The following is a 22,015-nucleotide window of genomic DNA, read 5'->3' as shown; positions in this document are numbered from 1 at the left end:
AGTTCTATATTTGAATGGCTCCTTCAAACTTTTTTTCGACAACTGTGATTTTTCGGCCCATCCTGCGACTAATTACATACAATGAACAAACCATCCGCCGACGAGGCCTTTCTGCAGCTCATGAACGAACATCAGCGGATCATCTTTAAGATCTGCCACTCCTACTGCCAGCATCCCGACGACCGGGAAGACCTGGCGCAGGAGATCATTTACCAGTTGTGGAAGTCTTACCGGCAGGCAGTTGTTCATGTTAAGTTCAGTACCTGGATGTACCGGGTTGCTTTGAATACCGCCATTTCCTTTTACCGGAAAGACAAGAAGATACCGCGTGCGCCTAATATCGAAGGGCATTTGATAGAGATTGCCGATGACAGTAGAGATGAACATAACGAGCAGCAGTTGCAAATGCTGCAACAGTTCATCCAGGCGTTACCCAGCCTGGAGCGGGCGTTGATGTTGTTGTACCTGGATGAAAAGACACATGCCGAGATAGCCGACATCTTAGGCATTTCTGAGAGTAACGTTGGCACCAGGATCGGGAGGATCAAACAGCAGCTGCGGGTGAAGATGGCCGGGATGGTGAAGTGATTCATTTTATACCACGTAAAAAAACAGTAAAGATGGAAGAGGAACTCAAAAACATATGGGCGGCCTATGACCGCAAGCTGGAGCGGAACCTGGCGCTGAACATGCGCATCGTAAAGGAAATCCAGTTACAGAAAGTGGATGCCGTGATGCGTCCCTTGTACAACATCAAACTCGTAGGGGTGGTATTCGGATTGATATGGCTGGCATTCATTGCCTTCCTGATCCGTTACTCACTCACCTTCGATAAAATATTCTTCGTTATTTCCGCCGGCATCCACTGGATCGTTTCTGCGATAGCTGTCGGTGTATACATTTATCACATGTCATTAATACGTTCGATGAGCAACTCCGGCAATGTGATGGACACCCAACGTAAACTCGCCCGCCTGGAATCGTCGAGTTTACAGGTAGCCCGCGTATCGTTCGTACAGCTGCCTGTATTCGTCACCTTCCAGGTAAAGCCTGCGATGTTCAGCGAGCAGCCGCCTGTTACTGCGATCATCTACCTTGTTATCACCGTTATCTTTACCTGGGCGGGCCTCTGGTTGTACAGGCATCTCAGCTATAAAAGCATGGATAAGAAGTGGTTCCAACGACTCGTGATGAATGGCCAGGAGATGACCCCGATACGTAAAGCCAGCCAGTTGTTACGAGAGCTGGATGAGTTTGAAAAATAGCTAACACCTTCAAAAACAACACCCATGAAAGAGGAATGGATCATCGTATTGTTGCTATTATGCAGCGTGGTTCAACACCCCACTGCAGCACACATCGCCTGCCTGATTATAGCCGTGGTTAAAATCTTGTTAACAGCAGCGATCTAAAGACGTTCACTACCAAAAACCAGTCGTTTACGAGATCAGGCATTACAAAGTAATTTGTGCGCCTATCTTTGTATCAGGTTTTTCATAGGATATGGTTAAAATAACTGAAGGCGGTGTTCTCACCGCCTTTTTTGTTTTGTGGTAATTGAAGGATTGATCGTCATTATATGTTGCAAACGCGGAGACTGGTGCGGAAGTTTGCTTCCTTGCGGTCGCAATGACGGTGTGGGAGACGATAGTACCTCAATCGTCATTATATGTTGCAAACGCGGAGACTGCACACGAAGTTTGCTTCCCTGCGGTTATAATGACGGTATGGGAGACGATCGTACGTCAATCGTCATTGCGAGTGTCTCTACTGCAAACCATCCACCACGGCTACCAGCGAAGCAAACCTCCGCTCTTGTCCTCGCACTACCTCACTCGTTAAATTCCAGTTAACAACACTACTTCACATACGTTTACCAAGTAAAACACAACGTTCACCAACTTACAGTTGACAACAAGCTACATGCGCCTATCTTTGTATCAGGTTTTTCATAGGATATGGTTAAAATAACTGAAGGCGGTGTTCTCACCGCCTTTTTATTTTGTATTAATTGAAGGAAATTCGTCATCGTATGTTGCAAACGCGAAGACTAGTGCGGAAGTTTGCTTCCCTGCGGTCGCAATGACGGTGGAGAGAAGACTGCACACGAAGTTTGCTTCCCTGCGGTCACAATGACGGTATGGGAGACGAAAAAGGCCCTCACCAGGAGGACCTTCTTCCTTACAATTATTAACACACACTATCCAGGCAATTCCTGCATTCTCGCACGTTCGCGGGCCACCCTCCTTCCTCTGAAAAACAGGTAAAGGTTGAAGAACAACATGACACCGAGGTAAATACAAAAGCCCCCGATTTTATGACTCAGTACTTCCAGCAATTGCGTATTATCTTCTACATTGTTGTAGATGTTCATGATCCAGAACGCGAAGCCCAGGTTCAGCAGATAGAAGCCTGTTTCGAATAAACGCGTGGTGGCAAATGCGATCTCTGTTTTACCGTTGAATATATCCAGCATAAACACCCGGCCATTTTTGAACAATGTACGCGCTACGTACCAGGTTACGAGGATCACGAGGGGTAAATAGATCAGGTAGGCAAGGAAATTAAAAGAGCGTTCCATATAGTTAAACTTTAGCGTTAAGAATGACGTTGTTGCGTTTCCCGAGGAAATAAATAAAAGCCATGTTACAGAAGTGTACGATCGCCAGCGTAAGCATGATCTTACCGGTCATTGTAGCAATGCTGGATATCAACTCCGTCCAGGTGTGGATCACCTCCCAGGTACGGAGCATCAGGGCTGCATAGCCAAGATTGAAGAGGTAGTAACCGGTCAGTAACATCTTGTTGATAAAGCTGGTAAGCTGCTCGTCGTTATGGAGCAACGACAACATAAACACACGCCCATTGCGATAGAAAACCAATCCCACATGCACCGTAATCACATAAGTAAGCAACAGGTAAATGATGTAGGCGAGGATGTTCATACGTTGATCGCTTTTACTGAAACAAAGATAGATCGAACTATTGAAATTTCAAAATGTTTTGAAAGTTTAAAACAATCAAAACAAGAGTATGGTAGATGTCATATTACGAGTGCTAGTGAATATGGCGTTACTGTAGCTGTGGAATTGCATCATAGCATTGCTTCCATGCCGTCATTCACTCGCGCGAAGAATACACACGAAGGTGGCTTCATTTCATTCGCCATGACCAGTTGCGGAGGGAGCACTCGCCACAATTGGCACGATAGGTTAGCAAACTTTGCGTGAAGCCTGTGCATACTTATCTGCAAGCGAGCAACAGAGACCTCCATGCCTTTCACATAGGACGCAGATAACTATAACTAAGGGATAACTATGCGATAACCATGAGATATACACGGGATAAACATGGGATAAGCACAGGATATCCAAGGGATAACCACGGCATAACCAAGGGATAAACATGGGATAAACATGGGATAAACACGGAATAATCATGGGATCTCTAAGGGATAACCATGGCATAAGCATAGGATACCCAAGGGATAACCATGGCATGAGCATGAGATAAACACGGAATAATCATGGGATCTCCAAGGGATAACCATGGCATAAGCATAGGATATCCAAGGGATAAACATGGGATAACCAAGGGATATCCAAGGGATACCATACCAATATTACCGGAGGTGAGGTGGACTTGATGTGGACTTAATACGGTAGCGCCCCGGAAAGGGTATACCTGCATCAAAATGACGCTTTTGAGCATGGTATGACGTACCATACATGGCATATTCCGTCAAAAATCATCCGACCAGGAAAAAAATGAAGGGGGAAAAGTGTGTTTTGGGGCGTAAGGGCATGAGGGGGCGGGCGACCGGTATTACTGGACGCCATTACGAACGGGAGTCGGCGCTAACCGGGGTCGGTGTGTTGGGTTGGGCGGGTGGTGGCCCGGGTAACAACGGGCTGCTTACGCGGGGCGGGGCGGGATGGGGTGGATTTCTCTTTCTTAGCGGGAGGCAATACTTCGATAATGTCGAAGGCATTGAATTTACGATAGCCCATTTGTACTGGCTTACCTTTCTCACTTCTGCAGGCGATGGCTTCGAGGATCACGATGCAGGCGCCCCGGTTGGCTGTAGGGATGGTAAGGCAGAAGGCGTCTATCCTTTGCTCGTTATGGAGGGTAACGACCTCGCTGGACGTAACGTCGCTCTTTCCCGTTTCCATGTCGGGGAATATGGCGATGGCGCGGAACTGTATGTAGGGCGTCTTGCTATGGAACTGCGCGAGCGGCTGTGTAACGGTCACGCTGATGTTGCCGTTGTGCAGGCGTTGTACGGCGTGAGCGCAGCGAATGTCCCTGTGCTGGTTGATCTGGAAGCCTTTCAGGGCATGCAGGTTACCGGTGGTTACTTCGCGGCGGCCGGCCTTACGTTGGATGTCAGCCTTAACGACCCCGACCATCGCCTTGTTCAGGCGGTTGGCGAAGGTGTCATCGTGATGGAGGATGATTTCCCGGGCAATGCCGTGGCGCAGGGTGGCAGCGGCGTGACTGGCGGTGCCGAAATCGCGGGCGGCGCGGCGGGTAGCGGCCGTTTGTCTTACGGTTTCGGGCATAGTGCGGAAAAGCAGCTTGCCTTTCACGCGATAGCCGACCAGGTTACCCAACCGGCCGGTGAATTGAAATAGAGAGGTAGCGGTCGCCATAGGCAGTACTTTTTGGATGATCTGTAATTTACGAAGCAACTGGTCATGTGGATGTTAACAGCTGTTGCAACAACTATCATATCCCCCCAACTAGCGCCAACGGTATAAACAATCACGTCCGAAGGTCCACTCGGGGGTAGCAAGGCTGGCGCCCCAGGCGGCCTGGTACCATGGGCTGGCAGCAGAAGGGTTATTGAGGATATGGATGCTTTGTGCCGGCATGTAGCTCTGTGCCAGCAGGAAACGCTTCTCCCCCGCCCCGTTCACGGCAACGTCCATCACGATCACGGCATGCCCGGGCGAGCCGCCTTGCAGGACCACATCACCTGGCCGGATATCCTGCTGGTTGGACACACGTGCCAGTTCGCGGCTCAGCGACAAAGTACCGGCATAGCTGAATACCACGTCCAGGAAGGCGCCAAAGGATGCGCGGGAGGTGGAAGGCGTGGCAGACTTTACCTTTTGCAGGCGCGATCCCCTGAGTTTATACCGATACCCATCCCGCCAGCTGGCGTAATCCAGTAAGGTGCCGTCCGTAGCCTCGAAGGCGATCTTCCTATATTCGCCTGCGGCATAATGGTATTCGGCATACAAACGCATCACCGCATCGGCACACTGCTGCAGGTCTTTATTCCCCACGCTTACGTCCAGCACGGCAAACTGGGCCTGCTGGTTGGCCTTGCGCTGACCATTGTACAAATACACGGTCTTATCGGCCTTTAGCGGCACTTTTCGTAAAAAGGCAGCAAAAGATCCGGCTTCCGCTGATAAGCGGCTAAAACCGGCCGGTAAAGGGATATTCCCGGTAGTTTGGGCGAATGATGGTGCGACGGATAGCATCAGCAAGGATAAAAACAGCAGGTGGCGGGTCATACTACAATTATTTTTCAGTAGATGCGGGAGGTGAACCTTTCCATAACTGGAATGTTTTTTGTCTTCATTCGGGAAACAATACATCGATATGAAACCAGGCATCTTATTGCCGCTGATCGCCATGGCGTTCTGCGCCTGCAACCAGGGTAACCGGTCGGCGGAACATTCTGATACAACGCGTACGGATACACCTTCCATCGCTGTCAACGCTCCTGCCAGCACCCTGTGCTTTCAACGGGTGACCGGCAAAGACTCGTTCTACCTTCAACTCACCCGGGCGTCGGATTCAGTAGCCGGTTCGCTTACTTATAATTTCCTGGAAAAAGACGATAGCAAAGGTGCCTTCCGTGGTATAATGCGCGACAGCATCCTGCGTGGGGACTATGAATTCAGCAGTGAAGGTATTATTTCCATCCGCCACATCGTATTCCGCATAGCAGGCGACCATGCCTACGAAGCGCTGCCAGACAGCTTCCTCGTAACAGGCGAACCAGCGTTCCCTTCGGACGATCATAAGCTGATATTTGATACCATACCATGGGGACGGGGGGAGTGCAGGTAATAAAAAAAGCTGCACCATCGGTACAGCTTTTCTATGCAAAAATGTTACTACAACTTCATCGGCTTCACTCCCTCAAACGTCATCTTCACCGGCAATATCTTCCCATCTTTATCAAACGTCATTTCATCTATGCAGGTAACGCGATGGTCCCTGGTGGTTACGTTTAAGGGGCGGCGGTGGTATACGATGAACCACTTGTCCGTCCTGGGATTGTGGATCACGGAGTGGTGGCCTGCACCGGTAGCGATCGTAGGGTCCTGTTGCAGGATTTTGTCGATCCTTTTGAAGGGGCCCATGGGTGAATCGGCAATAGCGTAAGATACACTGTAGTTAGGGCCCGTCCAGCCGCCTTCGGACCACATGAAATAGTACTTGCCGTCTTTGATGAACATGATCGGGCCTTCTACATATTTCTCGGGTGTGATCTCTTTAAAAGTTGAGCCGTCTTCGAACGGTACCAGTGCAGTAAAATCGTTATTCAGTTTGGCAATGTTGCAATGGCCCCATCCGCCGTAAATGATATAGTACTGGCCGTCTTTATCTTTGAAAATATACTGATCGATGGGCTGCGCACCGTTCTTGATCTGGTTGATCAGCGGCTTGCCGATGTGGTCTTTATACGGACCTTCTGGTTTGTCGGCCACCGCAACGCCGATACCGCCTATCTCTGATTCTTTCTGGATGTCGTTGGCAGCAAAGAAGAAGTAGTACTTACCTTCTTTTTCTACGATCGAAGGCGCCCACATGGCGATCTTTGCCCACTTGATGGCAGCGGTATCGAGCACGCTCTTATGCTTTTTCCAACGTTTCAGGTCGCTTGACGAAAAGGCGTCGAAGTGTACCTGTTTGCTGTAGGCGGCAGAAAAGGTTGGGAAGATCCAGTACTTCTTGCCGAATACGGCTGCTTCCGGGTCGGCATACCAGCCTTCGAAAACGGGGTTGCCGGGCTTAGAGGCCTGGGCTTGTGTTGCACATACGGGTAAAAGAAATAACAGGCTAAACAGCGTCTTTTTCATCAAATTACTTTTAGTGAATAGTCAGGACGAATGTAAAAATTATCCCTAAATGTTAGGTGTAAATTGTGATGAGCTGTTACAAAAGCAAAACGGCCCCTTTACAGGAGCCGTTGCTATACAGTTTGATGCGATGACTTATTTAGCCCAGATGGCGCTGAAGCGACCGTTATCGTCGTAGTTCTGCACTTTTACCAGGCGCAGGCCCTGACCGGAGAACTCGTTGAACTTGGTCTGGTAACCGGCGGATGTAAGGCCGTAAAAGGCAGCATAGTTGCTCTTCTTCGGACGCCATACGCCACCCACGGTATTGCCGTTTACGTTGATGCTGGTCAGTTCCCAGTTCTTATACAGTTCGTCGAACTTCTTGTCGAAGTCGGCGGCGTTCATGCCATAATACAGGTAGAAGCCATTGTCGTTCGGTTTGTTCACGAACACGGCGGCGTGCAGGCGTTTACCGTTTACGGTGTAGTCTACGTGTTCCTGTACATGCCACTTCTTATCGGTCACATACTCTTTCCAGAGGGTACCAAAGTTAGCATCGTCGCGGTTGTGGACAGATACAGCCGCCTGTCCGGCAGGCTTCTTCTCCCATATGGCAGAAAACCGCGGATTGCCGCTACCATCTTTCGTTACAGACAACTGGCGCGGACGAAAGCCAGCTTTATCATACTGATTGAAGTATTGCTGGTAAGTGTCGGCATTCATATAAAAACGCGTATACCAGGCGCCCGGCAGTCCCCACTGGAAGGAGCCTGCAGCATACAGGTTGCCGCCATTACGATCTACACTCACGGTTTGCAGGGCCATGCCCATACCGGTGTAGTAGTCCCAATGTTTGTTGATCAGGTCGAGCGGAACGTTGTGGAAACTTGGGTAGAACGGTGCATACAGGCGGGCGAACGGACTGTTAGCCTCCAGGTCGTAACAATCTACGCCGGCATGGTTGTAAGCGCCATACGGATCTACCCGCACCCATTCGTTGGTGTGACCGGGACGCGTATCCTTCACGCTCACTTCGAAGTGCAGGTGCACGTTGTAAGAACGGGTGCCTTCAGCTTTATCAGTAAAGGTACCATCGTCATCGAGGATCACACCGATACCGCCAGAGCCGGTGTTACCGGCATAAGCGATGAATTGTCCGGCCTGTACGAAGTCGTTTGTTTTCACCTTGATGGTTTGTGCGTTGGTACCCCAGCAAAGCTGGCTGGTAGTGCCGTTGTTCGCAAACTTCTTGTACTTGTCGGTTGGTGAGTTCTTCGCATTGGCACGGTCATTATCATAACCATTGCGCAGGTGAAGATAGGTGCTGCGATACTTGTAACCATCGGGCGCCGTGTGCTCGATGACTACCGTATTACCGCCGCCGTTATTCCAGCGCACGTCAATTACTTTACCGGGCGCGATGGAATAGATGGCGAACGTTGGATCTTCATTAGCGGCGACTTCCGTTTTACCGTAGTCGATTGCTGCATGAAGGTCTTTAGCACCGTCTTTGTTGTTATCCCAGCTGTAATAAAAGCCTTGCCATACGCCGGTTTTAGCGTTCTTGTACGGCAGGTACAAAGGCATGTGGGCCTTTACAGAATTGTACACCGGCTCCAACGCTTCGTCTACTACCGGTGATGCGCATACGACGGTGAGCGATCTTGTCGTCATGCTGGGTGCATCGGCTTCGGTAACGATGAGTTGTTGCGCAGGTGTAAGCGTGATGGCTTTGCGCGTGGGTGTGATGGTTTTTAACCGGCCAGTTCTCACTGGTGTAGTGGGTGTTTCTCCGTCAGGTCCCTGTGGAATGGCCATGGTAGGCTTCTTCACTTTACGATATAACAGTTCGGAAGATTCGATTTCTTCCTGTTGGACCTGGGCGCTGAGGTTGAGTGCAATCAACAGCGATGCTGCAGTAGGAATCAGTTTTTTCATTGTAACAATGGGTGTTAACGGTTAAAAGTAAATTATGGCCGCAAAGATAACGGCGACAACATAGCCCCGCAAACCCACACTTAGTATCTGGTATGTTTTTTCATTTTGATGGCGGAAATCCGTTTATAAAAGGCTTACCCGTTATAACGTATAATCAACCCGATGATGATGCCGATAATCGCCGGCATTCCCTGTACGAATAAAATCTTCTTACTCGCAGTAGCCGCCCCGTAAATGCCTGCAACAGCAACGCAGCCGAGAAAGAACAGACTCACATTCATCTTCCAGTACGGATCATCAATAAAGAATGACCAGGTGAGGCCTGCCGCCAGGAAGCCGTTGTATAATCCCTGGTTAGCGGCCAGGGCCTTAGTATCCTTAAACAGGTGTTTGGGGAAGTTGGTGAAAACACCCGGTGCCTTTGTATCCCAGGCGAACATCTCGAGCCACAGAATATAGAGGTGAAATAAAGCGACCGCTGCCACCAATACGTAAAATAGTATCTGCATAAGGATATTTTGCCCCTAAAATACAGCATTACCGGCATGGAACAATCTTTGTAACCCTGTAATACCAAAAACCATACACCATGAATGATACCAAAAACCTGGCAGGCACAGAAGCGATCGCCAAACTGAAGGAACTGGTGGATGCGGCCAATATCTGCATATTTGTAACCAATCTTGCCGAAACTCCCCTCTCCTCGCGCCCGATGAGCACGATGAAGGTCGACGACGACGGCTGCCTCTGGTTCTTCAGCAAAGAGAACACGGAAAAGGAGCACGAGATCAAAAATGATAACCGCGTACAACTTTTCTATTCGAATAAAAACAGCTCCGAATACCTGAGTGTATACGGGGAAGCGGAATTACTGAAAGACCGCCAGAAGGTGGAAGAACTGTGGACGCCCATCGCGAAAGCGTGGTTCACCGAAGGCAAAGATGATCCTACGATCGAGATCATTAAAGTAACGCCCAGGGACGCGTACTACTGGGATACAAAGAATAACAAAGCGGTATCGCTTTTAAAGATAGCCGTGGGCGCTGTTACGGGTCGCCGCATGGACGATGGTGTGCAGGGGAAACTGACGGTATAAGAATGTAGCCATCTGACCACAAAGCGGGACAACAGGTAAAACTGCTGTCCCGCTTTTGTTTTATAGCGGTAGTATGCTCAACTGATCGCGCATATGTTTGGCGAATGATTTCATATGCCGCTCGCCCCAGAAGGTGTTGGACCAGTCGTCGTAGTTGAGATAATGGAACTCCAGGTAAAACAAGAGGAACGTGAAGTTCAGGTACGGTATGGCCGCCTGTTCCTCCTCCGACAGCCCGCGTGTGCCGCGGTACGCCGCCAGTACGCGGTGCAGCTGCCTACGGGCCTCTTCTTCCGTAATCAGCTTATTTCGGAGCATGATCGTAAAGTGACTGTACAAAGATACCAGGTCGTACACCAGCCAGCCACGCCCCGCAAAGTCGAAATCGAATAAGGTGAACTGTTGATCATCGAAGAAGAAATTCTTCGGGAAATAATCGAAATGCACGTACCCATAGCTGAAGTTGTCCAAATCAAACTGCTGCAGTTTCGCTTCTACTTCGGCCGCCGTTTCCTTCAACAGGGCGTAGTCGTCGGGGTAATCCGCATACGCAACTGACAAATTCTGTAAAGGACGGTGCATCGTTGTTTCGAAATCGTATACCGGTCTTTCGTAATGCAGTTGCAGGTTGGCGGTCACGTTGTGATTAAACGCCATCTCGCGGCCCAATACATCGAGCTGCGCATCCGACAGCTCCTGCGAAGATTTGCCTTTCGCAAAGTGTGTGAGTACGCCATGTCGCATACCCTCCGCCGCCTGGAAAGATTCGATCTCCCGTCCGGCGCGGTTCTTTACGGCACCGGCAATGCGGGCGCCTTCGCGCTGCAGGATGTTCATCAGCTCCAACTCGCCCTGGATGGCATCCAGTGAGCGGTGCATATCGCGGTAGATCTTAAATATAAATTTGCCTTCTTCGGCCTCTATGACATAGGTATCGCTCACGCCCCGCATCAGGTAGCGGCAACTGCGCACCTTTAAACGGTAGCTATCTGCAATACGATGCTTCAGCGCCTTCGCCGAAAGGGTCGAGTATTGGGTAGGAAAAATCTGCATAAAAAGGAAATATTGGGTCGGGGGCAGCAAAAATACATAAAAGATCGATCTCTGCGGAAGTATTTTTGAGGCCTCCGTTGCGCATGCCAGCGAAGCACACTTGCGTGGGATCTTCGCGGACACTGCAGCGAAGGTTTGCTTTCTTCGTCGCAATGACGATAAGGGGGCAGCGATCGTCTCTCACTCTGTTATTGCGACCGCAGGGAAGCAACCTTCCGCTCCTATCTTCGCTTTTGCAAACATATGATGACGATGAAGGCTAATGCGCCTCTTTCGCGCCGTTCTTCTGCTGGAAACTGTAAATCAGGTAGAACAACGCCGGCAAAATGAAAATGCTGCCCAACAGCAAAGCCCATCCCAGGGAAGAAATTGTTTTAGCATGACCATGGTGCTCGGTGAGTGACAGGTAACCGCCATCGGCCAGCAGTACGATATTCGGATAGTGCTGCCAGGTTACGGTGAGTAAGATCATCGTCACCTGGAAGCCCGCCAACACCCGTAATATCTTCGTTTTTCCCTGGCGCAGTAAGTACCAGAGCAGTATTAGCGACAAGGTAGCTGCGGTAATTGCCACCGCTCCTACCAGGTTGCCAAATACCCACTGGAACAAAGGAATGCCTTCGAAGTAGGCGGCGGTGAATACGAGGAAACCGCAGAATACGGCCAGGATGTTGGAAGTTTGTGCTTTATGGATAAATCGTTTGCGGTCGGTTTCATTATCCGTTTCTCCAATCAGGTAAACAGCTGCCAGGAACGCGCAGATCGCAGTAGTAAAAAAGCCCACGGCCACGGTAAACCAATCCAGCCAGCTAAAGATGTATGCATCCAGGAAGTTCACGGCCTGTGTGTCTATCCGTCCGCTCACGGCGCTGCCGGCGATAATACCGAGGAAAAGCGGCGTTACAAAACTCGACCAGGTGAAGATGCGGTTGTATACGTTTTGCCAATCGTCCACCACGGCGTCGTGGTGCCGGAACGCAAAGGCGGTGCCCCGCGCGATGATGCCTATCAGCATGATGGTAAGCGGAATATGGAGGTACACCGACATGGTTGAATAGATCGCCGGGAACCCGACAAACAGGATCACGATCGCGATGATGAGCCACATGTGATTGGCCTCCCATATCGGGCCGATGGCCTGGTAGGTGGTTTTACGCGTGCGGTTGCGGTTCTTTTCAGAGGTAAATAATTCAATAATACCGGCCCCGAAATCTGCCCCGCCCAACAGCAGGTACAACAAGATGGAAGCCCAGAGGTAAACGATAACGACGTACAACATGCTTAGTGCTTTTCAGGGTTTTCGTTGGGAAGAACATCATACAGCTTATCGACCATCTGTATCTGGCGGTAAAGCATAAACGTAACGATGAGTGCAAGTGACACGTATACACCGGTAAACAGGTAAAACGAATACGCGATGCCGGGCATTGGTGTAACGGCATCGGCGGTGCGCATCACCCCATGAATGATCCAGGGCTGCCGGCCTACTTCGGTGACGGTCCACCCGGCTTCGACGGCAATAAAGCCCATAGGCGTGGCCAGTACAAAAAAGTTGAGCAGCCACTTACTCCGCAGCCAGCTTTTCTTTTTCCAGAGGGCAATGAAATATATGAATGACAATAACATCATCACCATCCCCAATCCCACCATGATCTGAAAAGCGTAGTGGGTGATGGCCACCGGCGGATGTTCATCTTCCGGGATCGCATCCAGCCCTTTTACTTCGGCGGAGAAGTCGCCATGTGCCATGAAGCTGAGCATGCCGGGCAGTGGAATGGCGTATTTAACGGTTTTATTCTTTTCGTCAGGAATGCCACCTAAGATCAACGGCGCCGACTTCCGGGTTTCGAAGTGTGCCTCCATGGCCGCTAGTTTCGCCGGCTGCCTGCGCGCCACATCCTTTGCAGAAATATCGCCGCTCAATGGCTGCAGCACCGCCGCCACACAGGCAAAGATGGCAGCGATGCGGAACGAACGGGTGTGAAATTCGACGTTCTTGCCTTTCGCGATCATCAGCGCATGCACACCTGCCACGGCAAAGCCGGTCGCCACGAAAGCGGCCACGGTCATGTGCAAGGCCTGGGAGAACCAGGCATCGTTAAACATCGCGGCAATAGGATCAATGTTCAGGTATTGCCCGTTTACGTAATCGAAGCCTGCCGGACTATTCATCCACGCATTGGCTGCCACGACAAGGATGCCGGAAACGAGTCCGCTGATACCTACGACCAAACCAGTAAACCAGTGGAACCAGCGGTTAAAACGATTCCATCCATATAAAAAGAAACCCAGTGCGATCGCTTCAATAAAGAAGGCGGTACCTTCCAGGGAGAAAGGCATACCGAAGATCGGGCCGGCATGTTTCATGAATTCGGGCCACAACAATCCCAGCTCAAACGACAATACGGTGCCTGATACGGCGCCGGTAGCGAAGAAGATCGCCACACCTTTACTCCAGGCTTTGGTGATGTTCTTGTACACGACCTGGTTGGTTTTTAACCAATAGAAGTGCGATACGGCCATGAAAAAAGGCATGACCATGCCGATACAGGAAAATACGATGTGAAAACCAAGCGAAAGGGCCATCTGCGAACGGGCGGCGATAAAATCGTTCATAAGCTTCTGTTGATAGTAATATGCGCTTGTAAAATTATTAACTCAGGGCATTCGGGCACCTGACAAAAGTCAGTTTGCAAAGATTTACAAAGATAAAAAATCAGGGCACTATCCTTGATACCTCTTATCCCCATATATCGTTAGCTTATGAACATGATCGCTTACCCTGGTCACCCTTACCCGCTAGGTGCTACCTGGGACGGAGAAGGAGTGAATTTCGCATTATACGCCGAAAACGCGACAAGCGTGGAACTTTGTCTATTTAAAACCCCAAAGGATGAAATAGAATATTTGAAGATCCCGCTCGCCGAGCGCTCACACCACGTATTTCACGCCTACGTGCCCGACCTCAAACCCGGACAGCTTTACGGCTTTCGCGTGCATGGTTCGTACGAGCCGCAGAACGGCTTTCGCTTTAACCCGAACAAATTGCTGATTGACCCGTACGCTAAAGCCATTGCCGGCCGTATCGACTGGCACGATGCGCTATTCGGTTACGAAGTGGGGCACCCGGATGAGGACCTCAGCTACTCCGGGCTGGACAGCGCCCCGTTCATTCCGAAATCGGTAGTGGTAGATCCGGCTTTCGACTGGGAAGGCGATGAGCCGCCGCAAACCCCTTATCACCAGACGGTGATTTACGAAGCGCATGTGAAAGGCCTCACCAAAACCCATCCCGATATACCCGAACATCTGCGTGGAACGTACGCGGGCATTGGTCACCCGGTAACGATACAATACCTGAAAGAGCTGGGTATTACGGCCATTGAGCTGATGCCGGTGCATCACTTCATCGTGGACAGGCACCTGGCGGACAAAGGACTGACGAACTACTGGGGATACAATTCCATCGGCTTCTTTGCGCCCGACGTACGTTACGCCTCCAACGGCGTTACGGGCGAACAGGTAACGGAGTTCAAGGAGATGGTGAAAGCCCTGCACAAGGCCGGCATCGAGGTGATACTCGATGTGGTGTATAACCACACCGGCGAGGGCAATCATATGGGTCCTACCCTTTCGTACCGCGGCATCGACAATGGCGGGTATTACCGTTTAACGGAAGACCGCCGGTATTACATGGATTATACCGGTACGGGCAACACCCTCAACGCCCGTTTGCCCAACGTACTGCGCCTGATCATGGATAGCCTCCGTTACTGGATACTTGAAATGCACGTAGATGGTTTCCGGTTCGACCTGGCTGCTACACTGGCCCGCGAGCTGCATGAAGTAGACCGCCTCAGTGCCTTCTTCGACATTATTCACCAGGACCCTGTGATTTCGCAGGTGAAACTCATCGCAGAACCCTGGGACGTTGGCGATGGCGGTTACCAGGTAGGTAAATTCCCTCCCGGTTGGGCAGAATGGAACGGGAAGTACCGCGACTGTGTGCGCGACTACTGGCGGGGTGCCGATAGTGTGCTGGGTGAACTGGCCGAACGTTTTACGGGCAGCTCCGATCTGTACAAAGAAGATTATCGCCGGCCTAGTGCGAGTGTAAACTTCATTACCGCACATGACGGCTTTACCCTGCACGACTTAGTATCATATAACGAGAAACATAACGAGGCAAACGGCGAAGACAATAAGGACGGCGAAAGTCATAACCGCAGCTGGAACTGTGGTGCAGAAGGCCCTACCGACGATCCGTTGGTTAACCAGCGTCGTGCCCGGCAGAAGCGTAACCTGCTTACCACGTTATTCCTCTCCCAGGGCGTACCCATGCTGGTAGCCGGCGACGAGATGGGTCGTACGCAGAATGGCAACAACAACGCGTATTGCCAGGATAACGAAATTTCCTGGTTGCACTGGGATAAGGTGGATGGAGACTTACTGGACTTCACCCGAAAACTGATCCACTTCCGCCAGCAACACCCGGCGTTTTGCCGTAAAGGCTGGTTCCGCGGGCAACCGATCAAAGGTATTGGGGTGGAAGATATTGCCTGGTTTTTACCTGACGGCGGTGACATGAGTGAAGAACACTGGAACCAACATTTTGCTAAAACGGTCGCAGTATTCCTGAACGGCCGCTCCATTCACCAGGTGGGCCCTAAGGGCGAAAAAGTAATAGACGACAGCTTCTATATCATCTTTAACGCACACCATGAGTCGCTGGACTTTAAACTGCCTGCCTCTTCTTACGCCAAAGACTGGACAGTCGCCATCGACACAGTTAACGGTGTGGAAGAAGGCGCTACTTATAAAGCAGAAGAGACCATCCAGGTGGATGGCCTCTCGATTATGGTATTATCTCACAAAGTAGTGAGAAAGTAAACTTACATCACACTCACCAGCAGGGCTGCCGGGAATTTCTGTAACACAGATAACGGCAGCCTTGCATTTGTTACCTGTATCACCTCTCCGGTCAATACATTCCTCCATTTAGAAGGCGCGCCATCTGCCAGTATCACGTAATCCTTCTCCGTTACTTCATTCGCTGCACTGGCCATCAACGGCGCAACCACTACCGCCCATTCGTTCCGGTTACAACGCGCGTAGGCAATCACATTTGCCGGACGATTGGTATTCAGGGCCACGTAATCGCCCTCTGCAAACAAGGCTGCATGTTCTTTACGCAGCTGTAAGGTTTTATACGTGAGGTAAAACTTCTCAAAGCCCTGCGCACGGCCTTCCCTGGCCCAGGTAAGCTGGTTATGCACGTTACCCTTTTCATTCAACGCTGACAAATATTGCTGACGCAGATCATAGTCTACATCCCTCCTGTTATCGGGATCCACAAAAGACAAATCCCACAGTTCGCAGCCCTGATAAATGTCAGGCACACCAGGCGCGGTAAGTTTGATCAGTGTTTGAGACAGGGAATGGTCCATCGCGTGATTAGCGATGATGTTATAAAATCCTGCGAGGCTCTCTTTAAATTCCGCTGATGTAAGAATACTGCGAATAAAGTCCGTCGTAGCGGTTTCGTAAGCCTCATCGGGCTCCGTCCAATTAGTGCTGACCTTCCCTTCTCGCAAGCCTTTGATAACGTAGGCGCATACCCGTTCGATGTACGAATCGTCCACTTGCGCATCCGGCGGCAGGCCGGCGAGTACAGACTGGTAAATGAAGTATTCGTCGTTCAGCCCGGGTGCAGCTTCTTCACCTTCGCCTTTGATAAACGATTTGTTCAATGCGTGCCATTCCTGCACCTGCTGTATCCAGCGGTCGGGCACGGCGGTGAGGGCGTTCAGGCGGATGCGTGCATCTTCCCCACGTTTGGTATCGTGCGTGGCCGTAGCATTCAGTGATTGCGGAAATAAGTATTGGCGTGTGGTTAACCTTTTATGAAAATCCTCCGGCGTATGCAGCGATGCACTGGGTGAGTCGCCCACCTCGTTGTGGGAGATGAGGGCGTTGTATACATAGAAGACCGTATCCTCTACTCCTTTCGCAGTTAACGGTCCGGTGATCTGCATCACGCGTTTAAACCAGGCCAGCAGGTTATCGTTGAACTTTTTGTTGTTCACGGGTTGCTCCCACCAGCCTTGTATGGTTTCCAGCACGTTTTCCAATGCCCGTTCTTTCTCTTTGGCCTTTTCCATGGCCTGGTCCAGGATGGCGATGTCTTCCTGTACAGGCGGCCACTCCAGCGGGTACAAGCGATACACGGGCAAATGCACCATGAACATGCCGAGGGCCTGCTTAAACTTCTTTTTGTCGATACCGTCGGCGATCTTGAGCTGGTAAGCATAGTGGGCCAGGCGTTCAAGTTCGCCCCCCATATACTTTTCGAGCATCATCTTCTTTTTACGGTACACAAGCGCGTTGTAATCGGCCAGCTCGGGGAATTGTCCGCGGTAATAACGCGAAAGTTTTTCTACCCCACCATTGTCGGTGAGCAACTGGTTCACCAGCGCGAGAAACTCGTAGCCCGTGCTGCCCTGCAGGGCCCAACGTTCGGGCAGCTGCTCGTTATGTTCCAGTATCTTCTCCGCAATGATGTAACAATTGTTGCCAAACAGTCCGCGCAGCCGGTCGATGTATTTGCCCGGATCTTTCAATCCATCGATATGGTCGATGCGTAAGCCCTGGATGAGGTTTTCGCGGTACAGGCGGTGCAGGAAGGTGTGGTATTCGTCGAACACCTGTTGGTCTTCCATCCTTAATGTGATTAACTCGTTCACCGTAAAGAAACGGCGGTAGTTGATCATCGTATCCGCATCCCGCCAGTAGTGAAACTGGTAATGTTGCAGCTTCAATAAGTTAGTGAGTTGCGTTTTGTTCTGATTCACCTTCTCCACCACCAATTGCGGCAGCTCCGCGTCCTGTCCCGCAAACAGCTTCTCCTTATACGAGCGCCACTCTTTCAGCGGCAAACTGATAATGTCTTCGTCTTTCATCGACCGCAATAGCTGCCGTAAGCGCAGGCCCTCCTGGTCGTCTACTACCTCCAGCAAAGCATCGTAAGCTGGCAGCGACAACGGGTACTGCTGCCCATTCACCGCTACTACAAAACCGGCATCGGTAAAGGCCAATTGTATGTCACCTTTTTCGATCGACTCTTCGAGCGTACTGCCGAGGAAGGGCACCATCACCTTGCCGTTCAGCGAAGGCTCGGGCGACTGCCAGTCGATATCGAAAAAGTTGTAGTACGGCGAGTGCGGACCACGTTCCAGCGCATCGGCCAGCCAATGGTTGTTCATATGAAAGGCCATGTGGTTCGGTACGATATCCTGCAGCCAGGTCATACCGCGCTCTTTCAGCTTTTTGCCTATTTCACGGAACGCTTCGATCGTGCCAATGGCAGGACTAATGAGGTGCGGGTTGCAAACATCGTAGCCGTGCAGGCTGCCGGGAGAGGCTTCGAATATGGGCGCGGCGTAAATGGTGGTAATACCCAGCTGGTGCAGGTAATCAATTATTTTATCGAGATGCGCAAACGTGAAACGCTCGTTGAATTGAAGGCGATACGTGGCGCCGGACAGGTTGATGTTACTATTTTCCATATATCAGATCATTTCATATACCACTGCAGACAGTGGCGGCAACGTAATACTTCCACCAACGGGCACTTCGTCCGGGGCGGTTTTTCCTTTTCCATTCCAGTTGATATCTTCCGAATCACTTATCTTTTTAAGTGAACACCCGGGCGCCGGTGTACATTGCTGTTCTTCCTTCGCGAAGTTCAGCAACACCAGCAGCTTCTCCTCCGGCGCATGTCTTTCGAACGACAATACCGCTGCATGATAGGCAGGATGCACGATCATACTGTCCGGCGCATCGTTCTGCAACGGTGCACGGCCTTTACGCAAAGCGATCAGGTGACGGTAGTATTCGTACATCGGGCCGGATGTTTTCCAGTTCAGCACACATTGTTTGTACAATTCTTCGCTCTGCGGATCGGGTACGTCCTTACCGGTTTGAAAGGCGGCAAACTCCTGCTGGCGGCCTTCGCGCACGGCTTTGATCAATGCTTCGTCGGAGTGACTGGTGAAGTAGCTGAACGGTTTGGTTTCGCCATACTCCTCTCCCATGAACAACAACGGTACATAAGGCGAAAGCAGCATGGTAGCGGCCGCAAGCCTGGCGGCAGATTCACCCGCCAAACTGATCAAGCGTTCGCCCAGCATGCGGTTGCCTACCTGGTCGTGGTTCTGTGTGAACACAACGAACTGGCTGCGCGCATTGTTCTTCGGCGATGCACCGAAACGGCGTTTGCGATGTTTTGAATACTGACCGGTGTATACATACGCATGTTCCAGCGCGGCAGCCATATGTTCCGCCTCACCAAAGTCTTCGTAGTACCCGTTCTTTTCGCCTGTAAGCAAGCCATGTATCGCATGATGAAACTCATCGCACCACTGTCCCTGCATGCCGTATCCGCCTTTATCTGCCGGGGTAATATATCTCGGATTGTTCAAGTCGATTTCTGCGATCAGCACCTTCTTACGGCCCGTTCTTACTTCGAGGTCTTTTACCGCGGCGGACAGTTCCTCCGCAAAGTGGACCGCACTGCTGTCCCACCAGGCGTGTACTGCATCCAGCCTTAAACCATCGATATGAAACTCGTCGAGCCACATCAATGCATTGTGCAGGAAGTAGCCACGCACCGCATCGCAATCGCGATCATCATAGTTGATCGCGGAACCCCAGGGGGTGTGATATTTATCAGTGAAGTAAGGACCAAACTCCGGCAGGTAGTTACCTTCGGGGCCGAGGTGATTATACACCACGTCGAGCACCACCGCAAGGCCTTTCGCATGCGCGGCATCTACCAGCTGGCGTAAGCCCTGGCAGCCGCCGTAGGAAGACTGTACCGCATACGGATACACGCCATCGTACCCCCAGTTTCTCGTTCCGGGAAACTGCGCGATCGGCATGATCTCGATCGTATTGATACCGAGCTGCAGCAAATCGTCGAGCCGGCTGATGATGCCCTGGAAGGTGCCTTGTTCGGTGAACGTGCCGGTATGCAGCTCGTAGATCAGCATATCCTTTAACGCGAGGCCTTTCCATTGCTGGTCGGTCCAGTTGAAGGACAGGCCATCTGTTACTTCGGAGTCGCCGTGCACGCCTTCGGGCTGACAGCGGGATGCGGGGTCGGGGCGGTGAAGTTCGCCATCTAATAAGTAGTGGTAGCGTAGTCCGGACGGGCAGCCTGGCATTTCATAACTCCAGTAGCCCTCTTCTTCCCGTAGCATAGTTAACTGTTCCTGCACGGGCGAACTGATGATCAGCTCTACCTTTTTTCGTTCCGGCGCCCACACCCTGAATACACAGGTGCCTGTTTTCGACATCACTGCGCCTTGTTGGGGATATATCGTCATGTCTTTTCCTGCTTTTGATTGGATGATTCACAATTACTGCGCCCATATGTGAGCGTCCACTCTTTCAACATAGCCACCACCGTTTCGGAGAACTGTCCGGGCAACATGCGCCACAACCAGTTGGCCCCGGTATCGGCCGGTTTGTTCATACGGGCAGAGCCGTCAAGCCCCAGCACATCCTGCATGGGCAGTATAGCCGTTTTAGCGATGGAACTATAGGCCAGCCGGCATAAAACGAGGTGCGCATCTTTATCTGCCACCCGCCTGCCGGTGTACTGGTTCAGACGCCTGCGGCCGTTGCGGTCCATGTCCTGGAAGTACCAGCCCTTGCTTGTGTTATTATCATGCGTACCGGTGTACACGAGAAAGTTTTCTGCATGATGGTGTGGAATGTGTGGCGAAGTACCCATATCTTCCCCAAAAGCGAACTGGAGCACTTTCATACCCGGAAGCTGGAACTTATCGCGCAACGCATACACGTCGTCCGTAATCTCCCCCAGATCTTCAGCTACCAATGGCAGCGATTTCATTTCCTTTTGCAGCAGCCGGAACAATTCATTGCCTGGCCCTTTCACCCACTCGCCTTTCTTCGCCGTCTTCTCCCCTGCAGGCACTTCCCAGTAGGCCGCGAAGGCGCGGAAGTGATCGAGACGCAGCAGGTCGAACCACTCCATATTGCGGCGGATGCGCTGCACCCACCAATTGTAGCGCGTTTGTTTCAGCTGCTCCCAATCGTAGATCGGCATGCCCCACAGTTGCCCTTCATCATTGAAGTAGTCGGGCGGCACACCGGCCACGCTGATCATTTCACCTTTGGGACCGAGGCGGAACAATTCCTTATTCGCCCACACATCCACCGAATTGTAGCTTACGTAAAAAGGCAGGTCGCCGAATATGCGGATACCGAGGCTGTGACAGTAAGCTTTTAACCCCTGCCACTGGCGTTCGAAGATGAACTGTGTCCACTTCTCCCGGCGCATCTGTTCTTCCGACGGACCTTCGCTGCGGTTTTTATACTTTTCCGGCCATTCGTACCAGGGTTTGCCCTTACAAGCCGTCATTTGCACGATAAATGCCGCCCAGTCGTCGAGCCACCATGCCTGCGCCTCGCAGAACTGGTCGAAGGCAGCCTTCAGCGGGGGGAAGTCGCCGTCATTGAACTTATCGTAGGCCTTTGCCAGTAGTTTGTCTTTGATGATACGGGCGGCCTTAAAATCCGCCTTGCCCTGTTGCGGAAGAGCGTGCGCTTTCAGATCACTGGCGTGCAGCAGGCCATCTTCTACCAGGCAGTCCGGGCTGATGAGCAGCGTATTGCCTGCCATGGCCGATAAAGCGCTGTAAGGCGAGAAACCTGAATTATCGGTAGGATTGAGCGGTAATACCTGCCAGATGCTTTGTCCCGCCCGGTGCAACAGTCGGGCGAACTCCCGGGCATTGTATCCCAGGTCGCCTAC

Annotated in this window: 18 protein-coding genes; 5 read left to right on the top strand and 13 right to left on the bottom strand. The window is 51.3% G+C overall.

Annotated features, from left to right (window positions below; translation table 11 throughout):
* The first annotated feature begins 81 nt into the window (after nt 1–81).
* Entirely contained in the window at nt 82–588 is a 507-nt protein-coding gene (locus tag MKQ68_RS05715; protein WP_264282459.1) for an RNA polymerase sigma factor, read from the top strand.
* Nucleotides 589–620: 32 nt separating this feature from the next.
* Nucleotides 621–1,265 carry a hypothetical protein gene (locus tag MKQ68_RS05710; protein ID WP_264282458.1) on the top strand — a complete coding sequence of 215 codons (645 nt, stop codon included), beginning with the start codon at nt 621–623 and terminating at the stop codon, nt 1,263–1,265.
* Nucleotides 1,266–2,200: 935 nt separating this feature from the next.
* On the opposite strand, the gene MKQ68_RS05705 is transcribed toward MKQ68_RS05710, so the two are convergent.
* The 4 genes from MKQ68_RS05705 to MKQ68_RS05690 all read right to left on the bottom strand — a co-directional run bounded on the left by MKQ68_RS05705 (nt 2,201) and on the right by MKQ68_RS05690 (nt 5,528).
* On the bottom strand, nt 2,201–2,581 hold the full coding sequence (locus tag MKQ68_RS05705) for a hypothetical protein (protein ID WP_264282457.1): 381 nt from the start codon (nt 2,579–2,581) through the stop codon (nt 2,201–2,203).
* A gap of 4 nt (nt 2,582–2,585) precedes the next feature.
* Nucleotides 2,586–2,945, bottom strand: a complete 360-nt coding sequence (locus tag MKQ68_RS05700) for a hypothetical protein (RefSeq protein WP_264282456.1) — start codon at nt 2,943–2,945, stop codon at nt 2,586–2,588.
* 912 nt (nt 2,946–3,857) lie between these two features.
* On the bottom strand, nt 3,858–4,655 hold the full coding sequence (locus MKQ68_RS05695; RefSeq protein WP_264282455.1) for a hypothetical protein: 798 nt from the start codon (nt 4,653–4,655) through the stop codon (nt 3,858–3,860).
* A 90-nt stretch (nt 4,656–4,745) separates the two neighbouring features.
* Nucleotides 4,746–5,528, bottom strand: coding sequence for a DUF4846 domain-containing protein (locus MKQ68_RS05690; RefSeq protein ID WP_264282454.1), 783 nt, complete (start codon nt 5,526–5,528; stop codon nt 4,746–4,748).
* Between the two features lie 88 nt (nt 5,529–5,616).
* Here MKQ68_RS05690 and MKQ68_RS05685 point away from each other — a divergent pair, with 88 nt between their 5' ends.
* Entirely contained in the window at nt 5,617–6,090 is a 474-nt protein-coding gene (locus MKQ68_RS05685; protein WP_264282453.1) for a hypothetical protein, read from the top strand.
* 47 nt (nt 6,091–6,137) lie between these two features.
* On the opposite strand, the gene MKQ68_RS05680 is transcribed toward MKQ68_RS05685, so the two are convergent.
* From MKQ68_RS05680 to MKQ68_RS05670, 3 genes are all read right to left on the bottom strand, one after another.
* A complete protein-coding gene (locus MKQ68_RS05680) occupies nt 6,138–7,106 on the bottom strand; it encodes a glycoside hydrolase family 43 protein (RefSeq protein WP_264282452.1) in 969 nt (322 codons plus the stop codon).
* Nucleotides 7,107–7,241: 135 nt separating this feature from the next.
* Nucleotides 7,242–9,026 (bottom strand): hypothetical protein, encoded by a 1,785-nt coding sequence (locus MKQ68_RS05675; protein WP_264282451.1) that lies wholly within the window; start codon nt 9,024–9,026, stop codon nt 7,242–7,244.
* Between the two features lie 134 nt (nt 9,027–9,160).
* Complete coding sequence (locus MKQ68_RS05670; protein ID WP_244839856.1) at nt 9,161–9,535, bottom strand: DUF1304 domain-containing protein; 375 nt, start codon at nt 9,533–9,535, stop codon at nt 9,161–9,163.
* An 80-nt stretch (nt 9,536–9,615) separates the two neighbouring features.
* Between MKQ68_RS05670 and MKQ68_RS05665 the strand changes: the two genes are divergently transcribed.
* Complete coding sequence (locus MKQ68_RS05665; protein ID WP_264282450.1) at nt 9,616–10,122, top strand: pyridoxamine 5'-phosphate oxidase family protein; 507 nt, start codon at nt 9,616–9,618, stop codon at nt 10,120–10,122.
* Nucleotides 10,123–10,182: 60 nt separating this feature from the next.
* On the opposite strand, the gene MKQ68_RS05660 is transcribed toward MKQ68_RS05665, so the two are convergent.
* The 3 genes from MKQ68_RS05660 to MKQ68_RS05650 all read right to left on the bottom strand — a co-directional run bounded on the left by MKQ68_RS05660 (nt 10,183) and on the right by MKQ68_RS05650 (nt 13,791).
* A complete protein-coding gene (locus MKQ68_RS05660; protein WP_264282449.1) occupies nt 10,183–11,175 on the bottom strand; it encodes a phosphotransferase enzyme family protein in 993 nt (330 codons plus the stop codon).
* Between the two features lie 259 nt (nt 11,176–11,434).
* A complete protein-coding gene (locus MKQ68_RS05655; protein ID WP_264282448.1) occupies nt 11,435–12,454 on the bottom strand; it encodes a cytochrome d ubiquinol oxidase subunit II in 1,020 nt (339 codons plus the stop codon).
* 2 nt (nt 12,455–12,456) lie between these two features.
* Complete coding sequence (locus MKQ68_RS05650) at nt 12,457–13,791, bottom strand: cytochrome ubiquinol oxidase subunit I (RefSeq protein WP_264282447.1); 1,335 nt, start codon at nt 13,789–13,791, stop codon at nt 12,457–12,459.
* Between the two features lie 147 nt (nt 13,792–13,938).
* On the opposite strand from MKQ68_RS05650, the gene glgX reads away from it, so the two are divergent.
* Nucleotides 13,939–16,065, top strand: coding sequence for a glycogen debranching protein GlgX (gene glgX / locus MKQ68_RS05645; protein ID WP_264282446.1), 2,127 nt, complete (start codon nt 13,939–13,941; stop codon nt 16,063–16,065).
* Nucleotides 16,066–16,067: 2 nt separating this feature from the next.
* Here the strand turns inward: glgX and treY are convergent, their stop codons facing one another.
* Genes treY through malQ form a run of 3 tightly spaced genes read right to left on the bottom strand, consistent with a single transcriptional unit; the run spans nt 16,068 to nt 22,006 of the window.
* Nucleotides 16,068–18,740, bottom strand: a complete 2,673-nt coding sequence (gene treY, locus MKQ68_RS05640; protein WP_264282445.1) for a malto-oligosyltrehalose synthase — start codon at nt 18,738–18,740, stop codon at nt 16,068–16,070.
* 3 nt (nt 18,741–18,743) lie between these two features.
* Nucleotides 18,744–20,561, bottom strand: a complete 1,818-nt coding sequence (gene treZ, locus MKQ68_RS05635; protein ID WP_264282444.1) for a malto-oligosyltrehalose trehalohydrolase — start codon at nt 20,559–20,561, stop codon at nt 18,744–18,746.
* A complete protein-coding gene (gene malQ / locus MKQ68_RS05630; RefSeq protein WP_264283636.1) occupies nt 20,558–22,006 on the bottom strand; it encodes a 4-alpha-glucanotransferase in 1,449 nt (482 codons plus the stop codon). Before malQ ends, treZ begins: the two co-directional genes overlap by 4 nt.
* Nucleotides 22,007–22,015: the final 9 nt, after the last annotated feature.

Origin of the sequence: Chitinophaga horti (assembly GCF_022867795.2) — a bacterium.
Taxonomy (GTDB): domain Bacteria; phylum Bacteroidota; class Bacteroidia; order Chitinophagales; family Chitinophagaceae; genus Chitinophaga; species Chitinophaga horti.
Note: the sequence above shows the minus strand (reverse complement) of the source record. Positions and strands in the feature narration are given on the sequence as shown.